The 21,925-nt window shown below is 57.0% G+C and carries 20 protein-coding genes and 1 pseudogene; 6 read left to right on the top strand and 15 right to left on the bottom strand.

All coding sequences use genetic code 11. The features are described from left to right. Positions 1-129 precede the first annotated feature (129 nt). A complete protein-coding gene (locus R2940_08195) occupies positions 130-1,011 on the top strand; it encodes a hypothetical protein (protein ID MEZ4599754.1) in 882 nt (293 codons plus the stop codon). A gap of 44 nt (positions 1,012-1,055) precedes the next feature. Here R2940_08195 and R2940_08190 read toward each other — a convergent pair whose 3' ends face one another. After that, positions 1,056-1,532, bottom strand: coding sequence for a metallophosphoesterase family protein (locus R2940_08190; GenBank protein MEZ4599753.1), 477 nt, complete (start codon positions 1,530-1,532; stop codon positions 1,056-1,058). Between the two features lie 30 nt (positions 1,533-1,562). After that, the gene (locus R2940_08185) at positions 1,563-1,871 is read right to left on the bottom strand and encodes a DUF2007 domain-containing protein (GenBank protein ID MEZ4599752.1); all 309 of its coding nucleotides are present in this window, start codon (positions 1,869-1,871) and stop codon (positions 1,563-1,565) included. 111 nt (positions 1,872-1,982) lie between these two features. Between R2940_08185 and R2940_08180 the strand changes: the two genes are divergently transcribed. The 3 genes from R2940_08180 (at position 1,983) to cydC (ending at position 6,249) form a co-directional block, all read left to right on the top strand. Continuing rightward, positions 1,983-2,558, top strand: coding sequence for a hypothetical protein (locus R2940_08180; GenBank protein MEZ4599751.1), 576 nt, complete (start codon positions 1,983-1,985; stop codon positions 2,556-2,558). Positions 2,559-2,743: 185 nt separating this feature from the next. Continuing rightward, entirely contained in the window at positions 2,744-4,507 is a 1,764-nt protein-coding gene (gene cydD / locus R2940_08175; GenBank protein MEZ4599750.1) for a thiol reductant ABC exporter subunit CydD, read from the top strand. Then, complete coding sequence (gene cydC / locus R2940_08170; GenBank protein MEZ4599749.1) at positions 4,504-6,249, top strand: thiol reductant ABC exporter subunit CydC; 1,746 nt, start codon at positions 4,504-4,506, stop codon at positions 6,247-6,249. The genes cydD and cydC overlap by 4 nt, the downstream gene beginning before the upstream one ends. A gap of 68 nt (positions 6,250-6,317) precedes the next feature. Here the strand turns inward: cydC and R2940_08165 are convergent, their stop codons facing one another. From R2940_08165 to R2940_08155, 3 genes are all read right to left on the bottom strand, one after another. After that, positions 6,318-7,175, bottom strand: a complete 858-nt coding sequence (locus tag R2940_08165) for a class I SAM-dependent methyltransferase (GenBank protein ID MEZ4599748.1) — start codon at positions 7,173-7,175, stop codon at positions 6,318-6,320. A 157-nt stretch (positions 7,176-7,332) separates the two neighbouring features. Beyond that, positions 7,333-8,388 (bottom strand): M20/M25/M40 family metallo-hydrolase, encoded by a 1,056-nt coding sequence (locus tag R2940_08160; protein MEZ4599747.1) that lies wholly within the window; start codon positions 8,386-8,388, stop codon positions 7,333-7,335. 34 nt (positions 8,389-8,422) lie between these two features. Continuing rightward, a complete protein-coding gene (locus tag R2940_08155) occupies positions 8,423-9,166 on the bottom strand; it encodes a SagB/ThcOx family dehydrogenase (protein ID MEZ4599746.1) in 744 nt (247 codons plus the stop codon). 253 nt (positions 9,167-9,419) lie between these two features. Between R2940_08155 and R2940_08150 the strand changes: the two genes are divergently transcribed. After that, positions 9,420-10,388 (top strand): radical SAM protein, encoded by a 969-nt coding sequence (locus tag R2940_08150; GenBank protein MEZ4599745.1) that lies wholly within the window; start codon positions 9,420-9,422, stop codon positions 10,386-10,388. Positions 10,389-10,586: 198 nt separating this feature from the next. Beyond that, positions 10,587-11,834 (top strand): glycosyltransferase, encoded by a 1,248-nt coding sequence (locus R2940_08145; GenBank protein ID MEZ4599744.1) that lies wholly within the window; start codon positions 10,587-10,589, stop codon positions 11,832-11,834. A gap of 37 nt (positions 11,835-11,871) precedes the next feature. Here R2940_08145 and R2940_08140 read toward each other — a convergent pair whose 3' ends face one another. From R2940_08140 to yihA, 10 genes and pseudogenes are all read right to left on the bottom strand, one after another. After that, the gene (locus tag R2940_08140; GenBank protein ID MEZ4599743.1) at positions 11,872-12,261 is read right to left on the bottom strand and encodes a septal ring lytic transglycosylase RlpA family protein; all 390 of its coding nucleotides are present in this window, start codon (positions 12,259-12,261) and stop codon (positions 11,872-11,874) included. 251 nt (positions 12,262-12,512) lie between these two features. Continuing rightward, entirely contained in the window at positions 12,513-13,208 is a 696-nt protein-coding gene (locus tag R2940_08135) for an anaerobic ribonucleoside-triphosphate reductase activating protein (protein ID MEZ4599742.1), read from the bottom strand. Positions 13,209-13,214: 6 nt separating this feature from the next. After that, positions 13,215-15,365 (bottom strand): annotated as a pseudogene (locus tag R2940_08130) (ribonucleoside triphosphate reductase). Between the two features lie 375 nt (positions 15,366-15,740). Further along, a complete protein-coding gene (locus R2940_08125; GenBank protein ID MEZ4599741.1) occupies positions 15,741-16,724 on the bottom strand; it encodes an EamA family transporter in 984 nt (327 codons plus the stop codon). Positions 16,725-16,818: 94 nt separating this feature from the next. Next, a complete protein-coding gene (locus R2940_08120; protein MEZ4599740.1) occupies positions 16,819-17,715 on the bottom strand; it encodes an NUDIX domain-containing protein in 897 nt (298 codons plus the stop codon). Positions 17,716-17,759: 44 nt separating this feature from the next. Beyond that, a complete protein-coding gene (locus R2940_08115; protein ID MEZ4599739.1) occupies positions 17,760-18,095 on the bottom strand; it encodes a hypothetical protein in 336 nt (111 codons plus the stop codon). A 46-nt stretch (positions 18,096-18,141) separates the two neighbouring features. Continuing rightward, on the bottom strand, positions 18,142-19,200 hold the full coding sequence (locus R2940_08110; GenBank protein MEZ4599738.1) for a hypothetical protein: 1,059 nt from the start codon (positions 19,198-19,200) through the stop codon (positions 18,142-18,144). 99 nt (positions 19,201-19,299) lie between these two features. After that, entirely contained in the window at positions 19,300-20,511 is a 1,212-nt protein-coding gene (gene cbiE / locus R2940_08105) for a precorrin-6y C5,15-methyltransferase (decarboxylating) subunit CbiE (protein MEZ4599737.1), read from the bottom strand. Positions 20,512-20,577: 66 nt separating this feature from the next. Further along, on the bottom strand, positions 20,578-21,192 hold the full coding sequence (cobC, locus tag R2940_08100; protein ID MEZ4599736.1) for an alpha-ribazole phosphatase: 615 nt from the start codon (positions 21,190-21,192) through the stop codon (positions 20,578-20,580). Between the two features lie 88 nt (positions 21,193-21,280). Then, positions 21,281-21,892 (bottom strand): ribosome biogenesis GTP-binding protein YihA/YsxC, encoded by a 612-nt coding sequence (gene yihA / locus R2940_08095; protein ID MEZ4599735.1) that lies wholly within the window; start codon positions 21,890-21,892, stop codon positions 21,281-21,283. Between the last annotated feature and the right edge of the window lie 33 nt (positions 21,893-21,925).

The following is a 21,925-nucleotide window of genomic DNA, read 5'->3' as shown; positions in this document are numbered from 1 at the left end:
AGACTGACAACCAGACTTCTAATTTTGTGAACTGTTGAAATTCATTTTCCGCCGTTTAAAATCCTGTGAGAAACATCTCACCTTGAGCAAGCTCCCGAAATACACCCGATCTCAGAAAAGGACCAGGCCATGGAACTTCCTGAGGGTTGGACAGGGCGGAAAAGGTTTTTCATTGGGACAGGAAGCTTCGGTCTGCTGGCTTTTCTCATGATGTTTCTGGCCCTGGCCTGTGAAGTTGCCCACGCGGCGGATGACAGGTATGCATGGGAACGGGGCGCAATCCGTCTGGGTGGCGTTTACGCGGGCTTTGAGAGTGATCTCGGATTGCGGATAGGGAACCGCAAGGGGGTAAAACTCAACGGCGAAGATCTGCTCGGCCTGGAGGAAAGCCAGTTCGATTTTCAAGCCGACGCTTATCTTCGCCTGGGTCGGCAACTGCGCCATCGGCTGGATTTTACCTATGTGCGGCATCATCGGGAATCCGATGAACGCCTGAACCGGGAGATCTCGGTCGGTGGATTTGTCATCCTCCCGGAAAACCGGGTGAAAACCGAGTTGGACCTCGAGCTTTATCGCCTCCTTTACAGCTACTCCCTGATCCAGGACGATAGGGTCAGTCTGGGAACCGGCCTGGGAACCTATGTGGTGCCGGTTCGATATGGATTTGAAATTGGCAGTAGATCGGGGAACGGACCGGAAATTGACGACGTCATCGTACCCTTTCCTGCCCTCTTTGTGCGAACCGAATTTCAAATCACTCCAAAATTCAACTTTTTTTCGAATATTGCCGCCATGTATCTGGAATTCTCCGGTTATGAGGGGACCCTGATCGATTTCCGGATAGGATTGGAATACGATCTCTTTAAGAATCTGGGTATCGGCCTCGCCTATGAAAGCCTCAACGTCTCGGTGGATACGGATGAAGAAGGAGAATTCCTGGAAATCGATTTTCCCGGCGACCTCGATTTCAACCGCCAGGGGATCCTGCTCTTCGCAAAGGTGTCTTTCTGACTACGGTCCCTGTTTTCGATTAACCCCTTTTTACGCTCCGGCAGTCACTGATCTCCGACGTTCAACTCGATCAGCCGAGGCGTGAGCTTTCCGTCCTGCACCTGAATCAAAGCCACGCTGACCGGCAGCTTGAATCTTCGGGGGCCGGCACTGCCGGGATTGAGCAGCAGAACACCATCTCTCCAACTGATGTCTGGACGGTGGGAATGCCCGCTGATGACTGAGGCGAAACCCCCGGCGGCAGGATCAAGATCCAGATCGTTGAGGTCGTGAAGGACGTAGATCGAGGTTTTTGCACATTCAAAGGCTTCAAACCATGGGAGATTCCGGGCCCATTCCCCGTGATCGGTGTTCCCCCGCACGGCCACCACCGGCGCGAGGCTTCGCAGACATTCCAGAACCTGGGGTTTGCCGACATCCCCGGCATGCACGATCAGATCGGCCTCTTTCAAGGATTCCAGAGCTTCCGGACGAAGCAGGCCGTGAGTATCCGATATGACGCCGATGATAAATTTATCCATGTCTCCTGCTCCAAGGGGGTTACCGGGTATTCAATCGATTTTTCGACCGCAATTCCAGCACTCGGCGAAATGTCCTTCGACTTCCACCCCGCAGTGCGGGCAGATAACGATCTCGTGAGACTCCGGATGATCCTTTTCAGCTTCTTCAATAATCCTTATTGCCGGTTGAAAGTCCTCATCCGCCACCCATAACTGCGGCCAGGCTTCAATGGGAGGAATCTCGCCGACAGCGGCACTCAGATACTGATTGGTAATTCTGGATTCGATGCCGTGAATCCTCAGTATATTCTTCATGTTTTCAACCAGGGCGAGAATCTGGCTGCTGAAAACTCTTTGCATGAAATCACCCCCTTGCTTGGCATTGCTTACTGATCGGCTGTTGATTTTCCTTTGCTGTGGAATATTCTTAACCATACATTTCTTTATTCGGCAATGGCAAGGAGGGGGTTTATGAAAGGGAAGCAATTGTTTTTTTTCCTATCGGTCCTGCTGCTTTTCGTGGTGCAGCACAGGGCTTTTGCAGGGGACGGCCGATCGGTAGGCCTTTTTGGGGGACGGGCCTGTTATGACACTCTCAGGGAAACCCTGTCGCCCAGCGAGTATGCCGATTCCTATGTTTCCGCCCTGATTGTAAACAAGGAGATCAAAGACATTGGACGTCATTTACGTCTCGAGGGCGAAGGGCAGGTGGTGAAACATTGGGGACTGCAGGATCATTTCGAATTCAATGCTTTGATTGGCCTGCGTTGGCTGACCTTTCCCTGGGACCGTTATCTGGATACCAGTTTTGCCATTGGCGAGGGCCTCTCCTATGCCACTGACGATCCGGAAATCGAGGTGGAAAAACATGATCGTACCTCACGTCTGCTCAACTACCTGATGTTCGAACTGGCATTGCAGGTGCCGCAGCAGACCGAGTGGACGCTGTTTGCCCGAATTCATCACCGCTCGGGCGTATTCGGGCTCTTCGATGGTATGTCCGGCGGCTCCAATGTGGTCGGTGCAGGGGTTAGGTATACCTTTTGAGCATCCATGAATGCCTTTGAATCCAAATAGAGGGAGACTCTTCGGGGGAATTTTGCCATGCAGAATTTCCCTTTTTCCTATCATGATGGTATTTTCCGGTAGAAGCCAGCCGGACCTGGGGATCCCAGATTCATGCCCATGTCGGACAGTCTTCTGGAATCTCACTTTCCGAAAGGTTTTCTTTCTTGGCAACTTTATCGGCCATCGACCTGATTGCCTCCCTCAGCCCCCGCTCCCGGCGCTGGGTTTTTTTATCCACCCTGTTCGGAGGCATAGCCGGATTCTGTATCATCCTGCAGGCCTGGCTCGTGGCTTCCGTTATCCATCAGGCCGTTATCCGGGGGATCCAGCGGGAAGCCATGCTTCCGTTTTTTGCGGCCTTGCTGTGCGTCATCATCCTTCGCTCCGTGCTGGTGTGGGGACGGGAGCTGTGCAGCCAGCGGGCTTCGACCCTGATGAGACAGACGGTCCGTCAGCATCTTTTACAACAGCTGAACCAGCTGGGACCAACCGCCGTCCGCAAAAAACAGGTGGCACCGCTGGTCTGTACCCTTCTGGAAAGGGTTGAGGCCCTGCACGGCTATGTTGCCCATTATCAGCCTCAAATCAAACTGGCTCTGCTGGTTCCGCTGATGATCGTTCTGGTCGTTTTTTCCATCAGCTGGATGGTGGGCCTGACCTTCGCCCTGACCGCACCCCTCATCCCCCTGTTCATGGTCATGATCGGGCGGGGTGCCGACAAACTCAGTCAAAAAAATTTCCAGCAGCTTTCCCGGATGAGCGCCCATTTCCTCGATACCCTGCAGGGATTGCCCACCCTGAAACTGTTCGGGAGATCCGCCGGGGAGGCCGATCGAATCGGCTCAACGTCCGAAAATTACCGCAAGGGCACCATGGCGGTCCTGCGGGTCGCCTTTCTTTCATCGGCAGCACTGGAATTCTTCACGTCCATGGCGATTGCCCTGACGGCGGTTTTTTTGGGCATGACTTTTCTGCAGCATCTCGATTTCGGTTTTTACGGGCGAGGTCTGACCCTGCAGACCGGACTGTTTGTACTGCTGCTGGCACCGGAGTTCTATCAGCCTCTGCGGGAACTGGGCGTTCATTACCATGCCCGTGCTGAAGCCTTGGGTGCCGCCGAGGAGATTCGTCATATCCTGGCCCAGGCAAAACCCCTTGACGAAAAGGGAAGACAGGCCGACCTCCGTCCGGGCTCCATCGACCTCGAACTCCAACAGGTATCCTTCACCTACGAGCAGGGACGGCCCGCGCTGAACAATCTCTGCCTGTCCGTGAAACCGGGCGAATGGATTGCCGTGGTGGGTGCCAGCGGGTCCGGGAAAAGCACCCTGCTCCAGCTGCTGCTGCAATTCCTGCCCCTGCAGGAGGGGCAGATCCTGATCAACGGCAAGGAACTGAGCGACTGGTCACCTTCCGGCTGGAGGGAGCTGGTCGCCTGGGTGCCTCAACGGCCAACCCTGTTTTTCGGCAGCATAAGAGAGAATATCTCTATGGGGAACCCGCACCTGGATGAGCATCAGATCGAGAATGCGGCAAAGGCGGCCCGAGTCATCGACTTTTCCGCCGATTTTCCTCTCGGCCTCGATACTCCCGTCGGAGAGCAGGGAAAACTTCTTTCCGGGGGACAGGCACGGCGGTTGGCCCTGGCCCGCGCCTTTGCCAAAAAAGCGCCCCTCCTGCTGCTGGATGAACCGACCGCAGGCCTGGACGTCCGCAATGAGCGGCTGGTGATGGAGAGCCTGCGGGAACTGGCAGAGGGCAGAACCGTTATCATGCTGACCCATCGCCTGGACACGGCCCGCGCTGCCGACCGGATTGTGGTCATGGCCGAGGGAGCCATCGTCGAAGACGGTGACCATGGCTCCTTGCTGGCCCGTGACGGCATCTACGCGGGGTTGGTCCACAGCGGCATCGGGGTGCTGCCATGAAGGTTCTGTTGCCCTTCCTCCAGCTGTTGCGGCCACATCGCCAGTGGGCCCTCCTGGCACTTGTTTCCGGTGTTCTGACCCTGTTGGCCAGTGTCGGCCTGCTTGCCGTTTCCGGCTGGTTTCTCAGCGGTGCCGCAATTGCAGGGGCGGGTCTCATAGCGGCGCAGAGTTTCAATATGCTGCTCCCCAGCGCCGGCATTCGCAGCTGTGCCGTGATTCGCACCGCCGGCCGCTATGCCGAGCGGATCATCGCCCATGAAACCACCTTGCGACTGCTCTCCTCCCTGCGGGTCTGGTTGTACCGACGAATCGAGCCCCAGGCGCCGGCCAGTCTCTTCCGATTCCGTAGCGGCGACCTGCTGGGCCGAATTGTCGCCGATATCGATGCCCTTGACGGGCTCTTCATCCGGGTGCTCGCCCCGTCCCTTGTCGCAGGCTGTACCGTCGTTCTGGTCTGCGCATTGCTGTGGTGGATCGCCCCGCAAGCGGCCATTCTGTTCCTGGTGTCCATGCTCGCCGGCGGCGTGGCGGTTCCCCTGCTGGCCCAACGCCTGGGGCATCTGGTGGGTTGCCGGATTCAGCGGCAGGCCGCCCTGTTTCGGGCCAATCTGCTTGAAGATCTGCAGGGGATTGCCGATCTGCTCATCTACGGGGCTCACAACCGCCATGTTCTGCTGCGTTTGGATGAAAGCTCCAAGCTGCTCAAGCTGCAGGAAAAAATGGCGGTAATCAGCGGTTTCGGCAGTGCCATGCTGACACTGCTGGCCGGTATCGCCACAGTCGGAGCACTCTATGTCGCCATCCCGCTTGCCCAGGGGGGACATTTTAGCGGCCCCCTCCTGGCAGCGATCACCTTTGGAGTTCTGGCCGCCTTCGAGGCCGTGATGCCTCTGCCGTCAGCCTGGCAGACCTTTGGCAAAATCCGTTCGGCAGCAGGGCGCGTTCTCGCGGTCACCGCAGTGCCCACCGACATTACCTTTATCGAAAACGGCGCCCCCGACCCCTGCAACACGGATATCGAATTCCACGATGTCAGCTTCCGTTATCCGTTGGACAACCGGGAAAACGCCGTCGATCGGATCGAGCTGCGCTTGCCGCAGCAGGCCACCCTGGCTCTGGTCGGCCCCTCTGGCTGTGGCAAAACCACATTGGCACACCTGCTGACCCGTTTCTGGGATCCCAGGCAAGGAATTATCACCATCGGGGGTACCGATCTGCGCCGGTTCAGTGAACCGCAGCTGCGCGGCCTGATCACCCTTATTTCACAGGAAACCCACATTTTCAATACAACTTTACGTGAGAATATGCTGGTCGCGGCTCCGGGGGCAACCGACAGCCGGTTGATGCAGGCACTGGAACAGGCCCGGCTGGCTGACTTCGTCAGCAGTCTGCCCCAGGGTCTGGATACCTGGGCCGGGGAAGGAGGATCGCAGCTGTCCGGCGGGGAGGCGAGGCGACTGGCCCTGGCCCGTGCCCTGCTCAAGGATGCCCCGATCTGGATTCTTGACGAACCGACCGAAGGGCTCGACAACGAAACCCGCCTGCAGTTCAATACCACCCTTTTCGCCAGTCTCAGGGGCAAAACCGTCCTGCTGATCACCCACCATGAGGAGATACTGGATCAGATGGATCAGGTCTGCTACATGGAAAAAGGCCGCATTGTCGCCACCGGTCGCCACCCCGTACTGCTTGCCACCTGCGAGCCGTACCGGCATCTTGTTGGCAAACCCTTCAGAAAATAAGGTCTCAGGCTGCCGCTTCTCTCTGAAATCAGGCTTTTTCGGGGGGGGGGATTACGGGCCTGGGCGGGTCAAGGGCGGACTTGACCCCTTTCGGCAGGACGGCAGGAATATATCGAGTAGTACTGATACCAGTATTTCCCTTTACAACATTGCCTTTCGAAGCGGAAGTTGTTCGCCTTCAACATTGTTTCCCAGTTTTCTTTTGATGGGATGGAGTTCAACCCCTGAAAAAAGTACCGCCGTATAATCTGATATTCGGAGAGTTGAAAAAAACCGGCTTGAAAATCGGCTTCAATTGCAGCGAAAACCTTTTTGTTATCCAGAATCGAGGTTTCCCGATCGTAGGCCATATCTGCATAGCCGTGCAGGCGCATACTCAGACCGAACCCTGCCTCATCCAGATCCTTATTCCGATATCTTTTGAGCAGCCATTGCCGGTGCTGCCCATTTTCCGGAATCCCCTCCAGCATGAGACACTGGCGGGTGACAAAACAGCCTCGGGGGGACAGTGCCGAGCTTATCAGGCCGAGCAGACTGGAATAGTCGGCGAAGGGGACAACGTTGCCGAAAATTCCGTCACCAAGAATAAAATCGGCAGGTTCGGGGAGGACGTTCTTCAGGTCGTTCCAGTCCCCTTGAATTATATGCTCCCTGGCGGCCAGGGAAGGTGACAGCCAGTCCCGGTAAGTGGATATGGCCGAGCCGCTATGGTCTATGCAAATCAGCTGGATGCAATGTCTTGCCGCTAAATTTCTCAGTTCCGGAGTCATCCCCAGGACGACGCCGATACGGCTGTTCTCTGGCAGACATCGCGAATATGCCTCGACTTCTTCAAGGTCCGGAGAGCCGGCAGCATAGCGTTTCCTGCCGGCCGCATCGCAGATTCGCGAGTTGACAATTTCGGTGCTCCACTCGCTGCTTGTCATCCTGTTTTTACCTCGGTGCCCCGCATTCCCTTGAATACGTCGACACTTTCAACGGGCTGTTTTCATTGGGAAGATGCTGCGCATATCATGCCTGCGAATGGAAAACCGGTCAAGGATACGAATTCCCAACAGACTCGAACGCGCCATGGCCGGCCTTTCAAGCTCGATCGATTCGAGTGGCTTCCCTGCAGAAAGCCGCCAGGAGCTTCCAGGTGTAATCGAAGTCGCTGAGGCGGCAGGTGCTGAATGGCGAGTGGATGTAGCGGCAGGGTACGGAGACGATGCCGGTGAATATGCCGGCTCGTGACTGGTGAATGACCCCGGCATCGGTGCTGCCATAGCAGGGGGTTTTGATCTGGTACGGAATGCTCTCGCGCACGGCTGTATCTTCCAGCGCCTTCACTAGCCGCCTCGGGGCGATGAAGCTGTTGTCGGCGACAGTGATGACCGGTCCCTTCCCCTGCCCGGAGGGTTGCCGCTGCGGCGGGACTCCGGGGATATCGGCTGCGGTTGTCCCCTCCACAACGATCGCCAGATCCGGTTCGGCCTGGTAAGCGGCCGTACGAGCTCCCATCATACCCCGCTCCTCTGCCACCACGAAGGCAGCGACGACGGTCGCCTCGATTTCCGCTCCCTGCAGGGCCTGTAGCGTCCTGATGATCGCTGCGCAGCCCGCCCGATCGTCGAGTGCCTTGCCCGCCACCGTCTCCCGGCCGATTCGGCGGAAAGGATAATGCGCGAGGATCGGATCGCCTATGGACACCCCTGCCGCAACGACCTCCTGCCGCGTCGTTGCGCCGATGTCGAGAAACATCTCCTCCATAGGGATAACCTTGTCCATATCGAACGGCCTCAGAATGTGCGGCGGCTGCGTGCCAACCACCCCCTCGATACGCCGTCCGTCGGCGGTTACAATCGTCAGCAGATGACTTGGAAGCAACCGCTGATCCCAGCTGCCTACGGGAACGATGCGGATGAAGCCCTGCTCGTCAATGTGCTGCACCAGAAAACCGATCTCATCCATGTGCGCATCCAGCATCAGTCTGAAACCGGAAAGACCTCGTCGTATGGCAATCAGATTTCCCAGAGTGTCAACCCGAAGCTCGTCGACCATAGGCTCGACGATCTTGGCAATTGTTTCGCGCACCGCCTCTTCGAAACCGGTCACCCCGGGCAGGTTGCAGAGCTTCTCCAGCAACTCATACGAATTCATGGCTTTTCCTGGCAGAGGGCAGGGATCGCCCTGGTTACTGCAACAATTTGCCAACGGCAGCGAGATAGATGACGAACGCCTCCTCCGGATCCAGGCCCAGAAGACTGTTCAGTTCCTCGTCGTTAAAAGCCGCCACGGCACACACCCCGGCACCGATGGCTTCCGCCGCAAGATAGAGGTTCTGGCAGACATGACCGGCATCGAGGTGCAGGTAGCGGTAGCCCCGTTCAGAATAGCGCCATGTCATCCGGTAAGGCACGGCCACCCACAAAAAGGTTACCCCACAATCGGCAATGAATCGCTGATCATAACAGGCAGCGGTAAAGCGTTCGGCAAAATCGGGCAGAGTGGAGACGAGCTCCAGTCGATGCCCGATCGCCAGATAGCGATACACCCCCGGCTCGAGGTCCTCCACCCGGTTGACCAGCAGAACCGTTTCAAAGGCATGGCGGGCGCCGGCGGAAGGCACGGTTCGCAAGGTCATGTAATCGGCATAGACTTTCTTGACCCCCTGTGTGCACCACAGCAGATAGGACAGCTCCAGCAGTGACAGTGGCACATCCGCGTAATCCCGATGGCTGACCCTCCGGGTGATCACCTCCAGCATGTCAACCGGCTTCACGACCAGTCCGGCCGGGGCAGGAAGATCGATATTAGCACGATCTTCCTGCCCCGGCCAGGTCAGGGGTGGCTGCGGCAAATTCCTTTGCTGATCGCTCGGACTCATATACTTGTGTTTGGTCTGCTCCATAAATTCCCTGCCGCTTTTTCTGCTCAAGAGCACCTCCTGGAAATGTCCCGGACCTGTAGAAAGTCACCCAGCCGGCTTGGCATTCATCTTAATTATAAATTCTGCAGGGTTAAAAGCAAAAAACGGGGGGTTACTGGCCGTTAGCCGGGCGGTGGTTTCGCAGCGCGGCCACGGCTCTGATGACATTGGAATCTTTTACAGACTTGACGGGATCTCAAGGGCAGGGCTAGATTGGCGCCATCGCCACCGCCCAACGCGGGCAGAAAGGGAGGAATGATTTTTGGAAGAATGGTCGCCGCAAAAAAAATGGAACCCTTTCAACAGCTATAAGCTCCTGGCGCAGGTCTATCGCTGGCGCCATATCGCCCGTGGGATGCCTGTACCCCAACCAGCCCTGGTCACTATCGACCCTGTCAATCGTTGCAACCTCAGGTGCAGTTGGTGCAACGCCGGGTATGTGCTGGAGGAGAACAACAAAATGATGAGCAGGGATACCCTGATGGCATTAGCTGATTTCCTGCCGTCATGGCACGGCTCTCCAGCGTGGGCTGCAGGGGTAGAGGCCATCTGTATTGCCGGTGGAGGGGAGCCTCTGTTGCATCCCGATATCGGCACCTTCATCGATCGTGTGGTGGCCGGTGGCATCGAAGTGGGGGTTGTAACCAACGGCACCAGCATGGAGTGCCTGCTGGAGCCTTTATCCAAATGCACCTGGGTCGGCGTGTCGGTAGACGCCGGGACCGCCGCCACCTACCAGAGACTCAAAAAGGTCGACTGCTTCGAGAAGGTAGTGCGCAACATAGAGCAATTGGCCTCTTTTGCTGCGGCTCACAGCTGCCGCCTGGCAAAGGTTGGCGGCCGGGCGGAGATTTCCTACAAATACCTTCTGACCCCCGAGAATATCGATGAAATAGTCCCTGCAGCCCGGCTTGCCAAGGAGTTGGGATGTGCGAATTTCCATTTGCGCCCGGTGGGGATTGCCTGGGACAAGTTATCCTCATCTTCGCCACCCCTTTTTCGTCACGAGGACATCCGTCGTCTGGAAGCAGCCATGGATCGCATCCGTTCCCTGGAAGACGAAACCTTCGGCGTCTATGGCATTTTCCACAAATTCGGCAGCGACCTCAATCCCTGTAACAGTTTCAACCTTTGTCATGCGATTTTTATGACCTGCGTTATCATGCCGCCGCGAGATGACATGAGAGAACAGTTTCGATTAGGCCTCTGCTGTGACCGGCGCGGAGATTGACGGCTGGAGGCCCCCGGCGTGGGAGTGTCGGTGAGGGAAATCGCAGATTTCTGGGGAAGTGATCGCCACTGGAAAATTCACGAGGCTATCGACCTGAACGACTGTCCTCGGTGTACCTGCCAGCCGCACAACCAGATTATGGAAAACGTGATTTTGAAAGACAGCATGACTTACAGGTTCATCTGACAAGGCATTTACATGAGACTCATCCTCATTGCCGCCGGACTGATCGACATGAGCGGCCATCACTACATGGAAGCCCGCGCGTTTAAGGAAACGGCCACCCAAAATGGCCAGGAGTGCACAATCCTGGCTCATCGGGAGATCAAGGACACGATTCGCGATGAACTGGGAGCCCTTCCTCTCTTCCAGCTCACACCCTACCAGCGACTTTTTCACAAATGGTGGCTGGGACAGTTTCTGGATTTCAGAGTCTATGGGCAAATGATGTGCAGAGAGTTGTTGAACCTGAATCCTGGGATGGTTTCTGCTTCCGACGTCCTGGTTTCCACCCTCACCAAGGCACGCGACATGCAGGGTCTGGCGTTATGGCTGTCTCGGATCCCTCGAGAAAAACGTCCTTTTGTGGCCATTAACTTCATGATCGACGACATTTCAAAACCTGGAAGCAAAACAGGCGAGTGGCGATTCAGGTTAAAACCGGCGCTGCTGTACCGCGTCGCCTTTTCCCGCCTTCGCCAGGAACTGGGCAACAACCGGCTCCTGTTGTCTGCCGGCAGCACCACCTTCGCCCAGGCCATGACCCGCATCCTTGGCCACCCGGTTCTCTCTTTTCCCATCCCCGTTCAACACGATCTTCCCACCCGCCGAATAGACAACACCTCCGCCGGCAAACCGCCCTTGATCGTTTTTTTGGGGCATATGCGGAAGGAAAAAGGAGCCGATCTGATAGGCTCGGTGATCGCCAGGGTTCTGGAACAATCTCCCGATTGTCGATTTTTGTTACAGGCCAACCCGGAAGGTTGGGAACATCGCTGGCGCCAGGAAATCGGGCCGATCGGCGCGGCGCGTGTGGACATCCATAGGGGTGAAATGACCCAGGATGAATACCAGGATGCCATGAACAGAGCGGATCTCGTGCTGCTCCCCTACAATCCAGCCGGGTACGCCTTGCAGACATCCGGGATATTCTCCGAAGCAATGGCCATGGAAAGGATAAGTGTTATCCCGGAAGGAACCTGGATGGCCGATATGTCGCGTAAATATGGAGGTGGCGCGGTCATCTTCCCGAGGTTTGAAGAGACCGCGATGGCCGCGGCCGTTTGCAGGGCGCTGCAGGGCCTGCCGGATCTGACCAGGGATATGGGAACCATCAGCAGCAGGTGGCGGGAGAGCATGGGGATGAAAACTTTTCTGCAGCGTATTCTCGATGCAGCCCGCCCATCGGATGCCGCATCCAAGGCTGCTTTGCAGATCAATTCTTGAGTGCTATAAAGCAAACGGATTGATCGATTTGTCAGTGTTATTTGACGACTTCAATTTTTACGTTGATTATACCCGATAATTTATTGTCAATACTACTGAATGCTGATTTTGAAAGATCAATAATTCGATCTTCATTGAAAGGACCACGGTCATTTATTTTCACAATCACACTTTTACCGTTATTTAAGTTCGTTACCTTAACATTTGAACCAAATGGTAACTTTTTATGAGCTGCAGTTTTTAAACTGTGCTTATAAAGTTCTCCACTGGCAGTTTTTTTATGGTGGATTTTGTCAGAGTAGAAAGAAGCCTTGCCGGATTCTGTGTATCCGATATAGCTTTCACGGCCATCAGTTAAAAATGGACTACCAATAGATAAAGCAAAGAAAAATAGAAACGCTGATAACTTTCTCAATGTGAGTCCCATTTTGCTGTTGTCTCCCCCCATCTTCCCCAGGGGTGTTGAATCAAGCCGAGGATGTGAGTCTTCGCAATGGAGTGAAGATATCAGCCAGCAGGAATTAATGCAATACTCCCAATACAACCAGGCAAAACGTCCTTGAAAAGTTCCCTCTTTTTACCAGCCCTGTTTACACCTAAACAGATCGCAACCGCATGCGGTATCAAAAAAAAGGGCTGCGGAACCTACCGCAGCCCAAGTCTCGCATCTACCACTGTTTAGAGGCCGCGCAGGGCGACCTCGTCCACATATTGTCGCGCGGTTTCGGCCAGGAGGCCGAGTTCCTCGGCGCTGCAGGGAGGGATCTCCCTTGCCGATTGGGCCAGGGAGTGCTGGGGGACGAATTGCTGAAGGACCCAGCGGTGGGCGCCGCGAATCATTTCGCCGAGGTCCCGGATTTCCGGTTGGCCCACCAGCGTAGGCACGCAGGTAGTACGGAATTCGTAGTCCACCGGGCTGTCGAGGAGCAGGCGCACGCTCTTGGCCAGCCTGGCGATGTCCACCTTTCCCGGATGAAGTTCTTGGTAACGGGCCGGCGAGGTTTTCAGGTCTATGGCCACGAAATCGACCAGCCCCTCCCAGATCGCTTCCTTCAGGACCTTCGGCTCCAGGCCATTGGTGTCGAGCTTGACCAGCAGGCCCAGGGCTTTAATCTGGCTGAGCAAAGGAAGCAGGCCCTTGTCGATGGTCGGCTCGCCTCCGGACACCACCACTCCGTCGATGAAGGTTCTCCGTCGCGCCAGATCCTCCACCAGCGCCGGAACTGGATAATCATCCAGTTCGTCCGGCGTCAATACAAGGGAAGGATTGTGGCAGTAAGGGCAGGTCAGATTGCAGCCGCCGTAGAAAACCAGGGAGGCGATCCGGCCGGGGAAATCGAGCAGGCTGGTTCCCTGGAATCCCTTGATACCCATGGAAAATCAGTCCTTGAGTCCACGCTGGTTGATGTTGAATTCGCAGCGCTCCTTGAACTCCTCCTTCTTACCCTTGTTCCACTGCTGCACCGGACGGAAAAAGCCGCATACACGGGAATAGACTTCAGTCTTGCCATTGCATTTGGTCGCCATGAACAGTCTCCTTGTTTAGGCCGCGTTTTCGTCCTGATGATGAGGGCAGGAAAAATGCTCCCCGGCGATGTAGCCATGCACCGGACAGATGGTAAACGTCGGGCTGATGGTAAAGTACGGCAGATGGAAATTTTCGGCGATGCGCTGCACCAGCAGCCGCGCGCTGCGCCAGTCGTCGAGCCGCTCGCCGAGGAAGCCGTGGAAAACGGTGCCGCCGGTATAAAGGGTCTGCAGGGCATCCTGATGGCTGAGGGCCTCGAAGATGTCGTCGGTGGAGCCGACGGGCAACTGGGTCGAGTTGGTGTAAAAGGCGTTTTCCGTGCCGCTGGTGATAATCTCGGGATACCTCTTACGGTCGCGGTCGGCGAGGCGGAAGCTGGTCCCTTCGGCCGGGGTGGCCTCCAGGTTGTAGAGGTGGCCCGTCTCCTCCTGGAAGGCTTCGAGCTGCAGCCGCATGAAATTGAGGGTTTCCACCGCCAGGGACTTGCCCTCCTCGGTGTCGATACCGACTCCGATCAGGTTCTGGCAGGCTTCGTTCATGCCGATCAGACCGATGGTGGAAAAATGGTTGGCCCAGAACTCGCCCATGCGCTCGCGAATGCCGGCGAGGTAAAAACGGCTGTAGGGGTAAAGCCCCTCCTCGGTGAGCCGCTCGAGCTGCTTGCGCTTGATCTCCAAGGATTCGTAGGCCATGCGCATCAATTCGGAAATGCGATTGAAGAAGCCGGTCCTGTCCTCGGCCAGATGGGCCGCCCGGGGCAGATTGAGGGTCACCACGCCGATGGAACCGGTCAGGGGATTGGAGCCGAACAGCCCGCCGCCGCGCCGGCGCAGTTCCCGGTTGTCGAGCCGCAGGCGGCAGCACATGGAGCGGGCATCCTCGGGGTCCATGTCCGAATTGATGAAATTGCTGAAGTAGGGGATGCCGTATTTGGCGGTCATTTCCCAGATCGGCTGGAAGCGCAGGCTGTCCCAGTCGAAGCCGTGGGTAATGTTGTAGGTCGGTATCGGGAAGGAGAAGATCCGCCCTGAATGGTCGCCGGCCATCATCACTTCGCAGAAGGCGCGGTTGAAGAGGTCCATCTCCGGCTGGAAATCGCCGTAGCACTCCTCCTTCAATTCGCCGCCGACGATCACCGCCTCGTCGGCCATGTTGCGGGGTGGCATCATGTCGAGGGTGATGTTGGTGAAGGGGGTCTGGAAACCGACCCTCGTCGGCACGTTCATGTTGAAGATGAATTCCTGCACCGACTGTTTGACCTCCCTGTAGGTCAGCTTGTCGTAGCGGATAAAAGGCGCCAGCAGGGTATCGAAGTTGGCGAAGGCCTGAGCCCCGGCTGCCTCCCCCTGCAATGTGTAGAAAAAGTTCACCACCTGGCCGAGGGCGGTGCGGAAATGCCGCGGAGGACCGCTTTCGATCTTGCCGTAGGCGCCGGTGAAACCTTTGAGGAGCAAATCCTTGAGGTCCCAGCCACAGCAGTAGACGGCCAGGGTGCCGAGATCATGGATATGAAAATCTCCGTCCCGATGAGCATCGGCGATGGGGGAAGGATAGATCTTGTTGAGCCAGTAATTGCTGGTGATGTTGGCGGCGATGTGGTTGTTGAGACCCTGGAGGGAGTACCCCATATTGGCGTTTTCATTGACCCGCCAGTCCTCCTGGGTCAGATAGGAATCGATCGCCTCGATGGACTGATGGATAAACTCCTTGGTCTGGCGGAGGGCCTGATGCTGCTGCCGGTAAAGGATGTAGGCCTTGGCGGTTTTGGCGTGACCCTTTTCAATCAGGATCTTTTCGACCAGGTCCTGGACGTTTTCCACAGTCGGCACGCGGCCGTCCTTGTAGATAACCTCCAGAATTCCGACCACCTCCCGGGCAATCAGGACCGCCTTCTCCATGTCGGTGCCCTGGACTGCGCGCACTGCCTTCTTGATGGCGCTGGCGATCTTGGCCTCTTCGAAGGGGACCAGTCGGCCATCCCGCTTGCGGATGAACTGCAGCATCTGCTTCCTCCCAAAATAAAATAGTCCCGTTCAGGAGCCTGTCGACTTGGTGAATGACCGGATCTCGAGAAACGGCTTGGTTCAAATGATTACAGAGAAGGACGACCGGCGACTCCAGCGGGGGAACGCATCGCCGGCGACTTACGCACTGTAACACAGCTCCAATCAGAGTCAAGGCAAAATCCACTACATATAGACAAAAAATATGATCACCTACACAACATCTTGTGCACAGAAACTGAACAGCCTGTGAGTTGACAGTGGACGAAGCCCTCAAAGGCACGAGAATGGTTAGGAACCTGCCGTATGCAGGGGATCGATCTTGGCTTCTCGCCGGGGGACAGAAGAGAGGAACAGGGAAGGATTAAGTGGAAATCAGGCTTTCATCAGAAGGATGGACGCCACGGTGAGCCCGATTCCGGCCAGGCGCAGGAAGGAGGTCCGCTCCCGGTAGATGATGAGTGAAAGAAGGATGGCAATGACAAAGTGCATGCTGGTCAAGGGCGCGATGATCGCCAGAGGGCCCACGGCCAGAGCTTCGAGCAGGGCATAGTAGCCGATGAAATTCGTAATACCCATGGCCAGTCCGATCCAGAGGGCGGGCCCGGTCCGCTCTCCCGGCTTGTCCGGCAGCAGCTGTTTGCGGGCAAGGATGGAGAACAGGGCGCCGAAGGAGTAGGAAACCGCCATGAAGCCGAATTTGTCCACATACATCGCGGCGAACTTGCTGGAGATGGAAGCGGCTGCTCCGGCCAATATCGCCAGGATGGCCAGGAAAAAACCTCGTCGGTAGTTCCCTGCCCTCTCGCCGCCATCCTCCCACTTGCCGGCGAAGAGCAGAAGCACTGCCAGGGCGAGGATCACGCCGATGCTTTGGGTGGTGCTCAGCCGCTCCCCGAAATAGAGGAGAGAAAAGATCACGACCAGCACCGTACTGAGCCGGGTCAGGGTATAGGCGACACTGGCAGGCAATTCCTTCAACGCCTCGATCGAGGCGAGGGAACTGCCGAGAAAACCGACGCTGTTGACGAGACCCACGATCAACAGGGGACCCGGCTGAAGAAACACGGCTCCCTCTGCGAAATAGGCGATCCAGCTGAAAAGAGCCACCGATCCCATGAAGGACAGGGTCGTCATCGCCGCGTTGCAGCCGGCTTCGGCGGCAACTTTGTAGAGAAACCGCTGTCCGCCGAGCAGAACCAGGGAAGCGAGAGTCAGCAGATACCAGGAAGACATGAGGTCGCTATCGATGTGCAGGATGGAAGGCAGTGCTCGCGCAGCGCTGCGGAAAGCAAAAGGCCATTTAAAGCATTCGCCGCAGAGCACACAGAGGACACAGAGAAATTCTTTGAATACCAAGACGTTTCTCTGTAATCTCTGTGTGCTCTAGTGAGCGCAGCGAACGTGTGGTGAAAAGCTTGTGAATAAGGCCTGGCTTTTACGCTTTTGGCTTCTACTTGAAAAATCCCGCCAGGGCCTTGAGGGCGCTGTCCGGCAGCAGACCGGGCTGGCGGCGGTTGAGCTGGGCCAGGGCGGCGACCACGAAATAGCCGTGGCTGGCGTAGAGCTTGTGCAGACTGCGTTCGGTGATCGGCAGCCAATGAACAGCCAGGGCATCGCTGCCGGCTTCGAGCTCCAGCTTGCCGGCGGTCTCCTTGTCCAGATGGAGGTGCTTGGCCGTCGTCTCGATCCAGGCATGATCGGTGGTGCGGGGATCATCGACAAAACCCTGGTAGACCAGCTGCGCCTGGGACAGGTCGAGGGTGACTCCGGTTTCCTCGGCCAATTCCCTTGCCAAGGTCCGGGATACGTCCTCCCCCTTGTCCACCATGCCGCCGGGGATGGCCCACTGCCCGTTGTCCCGACGCTGGACGGCGAGCATTTCAAGGTCGCCGAATTTGGGGTGAAGCCGGGTAATGATCGGGTCGGCGGCAAAGTTCGGCCCCCACTTGCCGAGCAGACCCCTGCCGGCCATTCCGCATCTGCCGCGGGGATTGAGGGGACGCCCCTGTCCATCAAATTGCAGGGTCCCTTCGAAGGACTCGGCCGGAAAGCTTTCAACCTTGGACACGTCCTCCGGATCGGCCCAGCCGCCCGGTTTTTGGGTGCAGTCGTTGTCGAGCACCGTCCGTGCGACATAGTAAGGGGGATTGTAGTCGGAATAGGGGACCGACCAAGGTAAAAGTTCGTCGGCCACCTGGGCCCTGCGCGGATAACCATCGGGCCACTCGTAACGGGCACGATAGGCATCGATGCGAATCTCCAGATCACCCTGGAGCCATTCCTTGTCCAGCTTGGTGGGAGCCGTCGTAAAAAGGCTCCAACCCTTGTTGCCGTCGGTTTTTTCCATCAATAAAATCTCCCTGGGATGAGTCGCGGCTTCTTGGGGTCAACTCAGCCGATGGCTTTTCTGATTCTGTCCCGATCCTCTTCCGAGGGGGACCAGACAAACTCGTTCTGATAACCTTCTTCGGTGATTTTGTCGCTGTAGCGGATGGATTCGATCAGCTTGACTTCGTCGACAAAACCCTTTTCGTCAAAATAAACGAATTGCCCGAAGGCATCCTGCACCTCTCCTCCATCGACCAGCGCACCAGCCACCTTGAGGCATTGCCCGGAAAATTCCGGCATGGCGGCCTGGCGATCGACGGCCTGGTCAAAACGCCCCTTGTCCAGGGGAAGAAGTTGACCGTCTTCGGCAAAAATGAACAGACGAACTTCCAGTTCCATGTTTCTTTCTCCAGTTTCCCGTATTGCAATCGATCCGTTTTCCCGGTCAGGGGAGTACATGCTTGGCCTTGCAGGACGGGCAGCGCACCGCTTTCCCAGAAAGTCTTGCAGGGTAGGCGAGCTTGAAATTGCAGGACAGACAGCGGCCGAAGTTGACGCCGGGCCTTGCAGGATCCGCTGGCAGAGCAAGAATACCGGGCTCTTCTTCCTTGGGCTCATCAGTAGCGGAAGGGGCTTGCGACGGCTCTTCATCCTGCCCCGCCGGTTCTTGTTCCATGGGTGTTTCGCTGGCCAACGGACCGGCGAAAGACTCTGCCGGTGTTCTTTCCGCTATGGGCTCCTCCCGGGGGGAGTCTTCGACCACGGCCTCTCCCGGAAAGGTCTCTTCCCCGAAAGGCTCTTCCTCTTCATATGTATCTCCAGCCGCTTCTTCCAGCGCGGGTTCTTCTGCAGCAGGCTCTCCAAAGGTGAAGTCATCGGGATCCGAATTTTCCTCGGCGAAGGGCTGGCGGGCAGGCTCCTCAGATTCGGGCGTGGCTCCGTACGGTTCCTCCTCGGCAAATTCGGTTTCGCTGCTTTCCAGGTCATCCGTATCGGAGGGGGATCCTGCCATTGAAACAGTACCCCATTCCGTCTGCTCAGGCCCCTTTCCAAAAGGGTCCCGGGAATCCTCTTCTTCCGCAGAGGCTTGGCTCTCTATTTCATCAGCCTCTTCCTCATCCTCAAAGGTAAAGGAATCCTCCGCGAAGGCGTCGAAGGGGGATTCTTCGCCTTCATCGGCCGTCTCCAGATGTTCGAAACTGTCCGCCGAAAACGAAAAACTCTCCTCTGACTCAACGGGACCGCCTTCCATTTCGGCTGCTGCCGGTTCCGCGGCTAAGGCGGCGACTGCCGGGACAATCGATTCGACCAGCGGTTTTTTCATGCCCCGGACATCCTCGCGGGTCCGGTCGAGGCGATCGTTCAGCCGTGCGACTTCCTTGTTGAGTCGGGATATCCTCGCAAAGACCCGCCAGAAGAGCAGCAGGATCAGCAGGAGGACGCCTGCCTGGATCAGACGGAAGTCGACATTCTGTATTATTTGCATAATTTCCTGTACGTTCATCTCCCCCTCCTTGCTGAAGGCTTACCGGTTCCCTGAACCGCCTCCCAACTGGTGACTGTTCGAAAAGACCGAGACTGCTATTTCTGCAAAACGGAATGTTTACTCTTTTTCGGCGACGATAATATACACCGGATCATACGCTTCGAACATCTTATAATCGGTAAACGGCCTGGTGCGGGCGATATTGACACTGGTGACTTCCACCTGGTAGCCGGAGTTTTCGAAAAACTCCGTGGCGGATGTCAGGGTGTCGAGGGTGATGGCATTGATAACCACTCGCCCACCCGCAGGCAGACGTCCGTCCACCGCCTCGAGAATGCTCCACAGATGACCTCCGGAACCGCCCACGAAAACCCGGTCGGGATCAGGGAGATCCTGCAGACAGGCCGGGGCCTCCCCTGTTACCAGGCCGACGTTACGCGCATTGAACTTGCGGAAGTTCCGCTTGATGAAATCGAGACACTGGGGGTTGCGCTCAACGGCGAAAATCCGCCCGTTGGGCAGTAGCCGGTCGGCCTCAATGCTGACCGACCCGGACCCGGCACCAATATCCCAGAGAACCATGTCGTGCCGCAGACGCAGTTTGGCCAGGGTTATCACCCGGACTTCCTCCCGGGTGATCAGTTTTTTCACGGCGGAAAATTCCTCATCGGGGATGCCGAGGGTGGGAATATACTCTTCCCCGGCGGCATCGTATTCCTTGATGAACACCAGCACGTTCAGCGGCGCGGCGGTGATGCCCGTCAATCCGCGCACATCCGTGGAAACGATGCGCTCCTTGTCGGTGCCGAGATTTTCACACAGGTAGGCGGCATAGCCCTCCCGCCCCCGTCGAACAAGTTCTCCCGCGATGGCCGCCGGGGTATTGACCGCATCGGTCAGAATCGCGGTCTTGTCGTTGGCCACGATCTGGTCAACGGCACCGGCCACCCCCCGTCCTTCCGCGGAAACGAACACAGCATTGTCCCAGGGCTCCTTGAGCCGGGCAAAGGCATACTGCACGGAACTGACGTTCGGCACGAATTCGAGTTCATCCGAAGAAAAGTTGCGCAGCAGCAGGCGGCCGATGCCGAAAAACAGGGGATCCCCGGAAGCCAGAACTACCGCCTGCCGATGGGTGTTTTTCAGACGATCGACAACCTCGGCGAGGTTGTTGCCGATCGTCACCTTTTCTCCGGCAAAATCGGGGAACAACTCCAAATGCCGCGGGCTGCCGAACAGAACTTCGCTCGAACGCACCACCTCCAGGGCCCGGCGGCTGAAACCCTCCTCCCCCTGCACCCCGGCTCCAACGACGAAAACCTTTTTCATTGCTCGCCCTTACCTCTTCTTTCGCACACCCAGAGTCGCCGGAAGTCCTCGGACTCAGACCTGAATCTAGCCGTTCACCAATTGAACCGTTGCCCCTCCATCCTGCCGATAGTCGACGATGTTGAGACAGCCGAAATTCTGTTCCAACCGAAACAGGGCGGACAGGGGAGCCGCCAGGGCCTCGAGCAGCACGATCCGATTGATGCCGCCGTGGCCGACCACGACAACTTCCTCCCCCCGGTGGCGCTCCACCAGTTCCTGCAAGGCCGGAGCGACCCTGCCGCGCACGTCGATCAGATTCTCCCCGCCCGGCACCCGATAATGAACGATATCCTTCAGCCGCGCCTGCCATTCTTCCGGGTAGCGCCGCTTCAGTTCGTCCCAGGCCTTGCCCTGCCAATGCCCGATGTCCAGCTCGCGCAAAGCCCGCAGAGCAACCGGAACCAGACCGTGAGGTTTAGAGATGATACGGGCCCCATCCAGACAGCGGGAGAGATCGCTGCTGTAGACGGCGGCAATCGGCTTGTCTTCGAGACGCTTTTGCAGGGCCCCGAACTGAGCCAGCCCCAGGGAGGTCAGCCGCACGTCGGATTGGCCGTTGTAGCGTTTCTCCTCCGACCCTTCGACCTGTCCGTGCCTCACCAGGTAGATGCGGGTCGTCTCTCTGGAAAAAGAAGTCATGAATCGTCCGGAAAGCTTAGCGGAATATGGGCCTGAGCGGCAGAACCATCATTTGACAATGGGGTGAAAGCCGGGAAAACTCCTCCCCCTAACCCTCCTGGAAACTCTCCAGCTCCACGTCCCCCAACGCCATCTGAATCCGCTGCCAGATCTCCTCCCGCCCTTCCCTGGAGACGGCGGAGAAGAGGGTAAAGGCGTCCCCAGACAGCCCCGTCGCCTCCAGAATCGGACGGATCTGTCTGGCTCGCTGGGTACGGGGGACTTTGTCTATTTTGGTGATGACCGGAATTGTCGGAACCTGAAACTCTTCCAGCCAATCGAGCAGCTGAAGCTCCTCCTGACGGGGTTCCCTGCGGATATCGAACAAAAGTACCAGGGCCTTGAGCGTTTTACGGCCCTGGAGATAGGTTCGAACCATGGGCCCCCACTCTTTTTTCAAGGCCAAAGGAACTTTTGCAAATCCGAAACCCGGCAGGTCGACCAGAAACAGCCGGTCATTGATGACAAAGAAATTGAGCAGTTGGGTCCGGCCTGGGGTGGAGGATGTTCTCACCAGACCCCGTCGATTGACAAGGACATTGATCAGCGAACTCTTTCCCACATTGCTTCTGCCGGCAAAGGCGACTTCAGGCAAGCCCTCTTCAGGGTAATTGCCGGGCTTGGTGGCGCTTTTGACAAAGGCTGCCTGCTTGATGATCAAAAAAAATCTCCTCCGGGGCCATTCCATCCCCGA

Source organism: Syntrophotaleaceae bacterium (genome assembly GCA_041390365.1).
Classification (GTDB): Bacteria; Desulfobacterota; Desulfuromonadia; order Desulfuromonadales; family Syntrophotaleaceae; genus JAWKQB01.
Note: the sequence above shows the minus strand (reverse complement) of the source record. Positions and strands in the feature narration are given on the sequence as shown.

Excerpts from the sequence above, each read along its gene's own strand:
- R2940_08195 (MEZ4599754.1), top strand. The coding sequence starts at position 130 with ATGGAACTTCCTGAGGGTTGGACAGGGCGGAAAAGGTTTTTCATTGGG.
- R2940_08190 (MEZ4599753.1), bottom strand. The coding sequence starts at position 1,532 with ATGGATAAATTTATCATCGGCGTCATATCGGATACTCACGGCCTGCTT.
- R2940_08185 (MEZ4599752.1), bottom strand. The coding sequence starts at position 1,871 with ATGCAAAGAGTTTTCAGCAGCCAGATTCTCGCCCTGGTTGAAAACATG.
- R2940_08180 (MEZ4599751.1), top strand. The coding sequence starts at position 1,983 with ATGAAAGGGAAGCAATTGTTTTTTTTCCTATCGGTCCTGCTGCTTTTC.
- cydC (MEZ4599749.1), top strand. The coding sequence starts at position 4,504 with ATGAAGGTTCTGTTGCCCTTCCTCCAGCTGTTGCGGCCACATCGCCAG.
- R2940_08165 (MEZ4599748.1), bottom strand. The coding sequence starts at position 7,175 with ATGACAAGCAGCGAGTGGAGCACCGAAATTGTCAACTCGCGAATCTGC.
- R2940_08160 (MEZ4599747.1), bottom strand. The coding sequence starts at position 8,388 with ATGAATTCGTATGAGTTGCTGGAGAAGCTCTGCAACCTGCCCGGGGTG.
- R2940_08145 (MEZ4599744.1), top strand. The coding sequence starts at position 10,587 with ATGAGACTCATCCTCATTGCCGCCGGACTGATCGACATGAGCGGCCAT.
- R2940_08140 (MEZ4599743.1), bottom strand. The coding sequence starts at position 12,261 with ATGGGACTCACATTGAGAAAGTTATCAGCGTTTCTATTTTTCTTTGCT.
- R2940_08135 (MEZ4599742.1), bottom strand. The coding sequence starts at position 13,208 with ATGGGTATCAAGGGATTCCAGGGAACCAGCCTGCTCGATTTCCCCGGC.
- R2940_08120 (MEZ4599740.1), bottom strand. The coding sequence starts at position 17,715 with ATGGAAAAAACCGACGGCAACAAGGGTTGGAGCCTTTTTACGACGGCT.
- R2940_08115 (MEZ4599739.1), bottom strand. The coding sequence starts at position 18,095 with ATGGAACTGGAAGTTCGTCTGTTCATTTTTGCCGAAGACGGTCAACTT.
- R2940_08110 (MEZ4599738.1), bottom strand. The coding sequence starts at position 19,200 with ATGAACGTACAGGAAATTATGCAAATAATACAGAATGTCGACTTCCGT.
- cbiE (MEZ4599737.1), bottom strand. The coding sequence starts at position 20,511 with ATGAAAAAGGTTTTCGTCGTTGGAGCCGGGGTGCAGGGGGAGGAGGGT.
- cobC (MEZ4599736.1), bottom strand. The coding sequence starts at position 21,192 with ATGACTTCTTTTTCCAGAGAGACGACCCGCATCTACCTGGTGAGGCAC.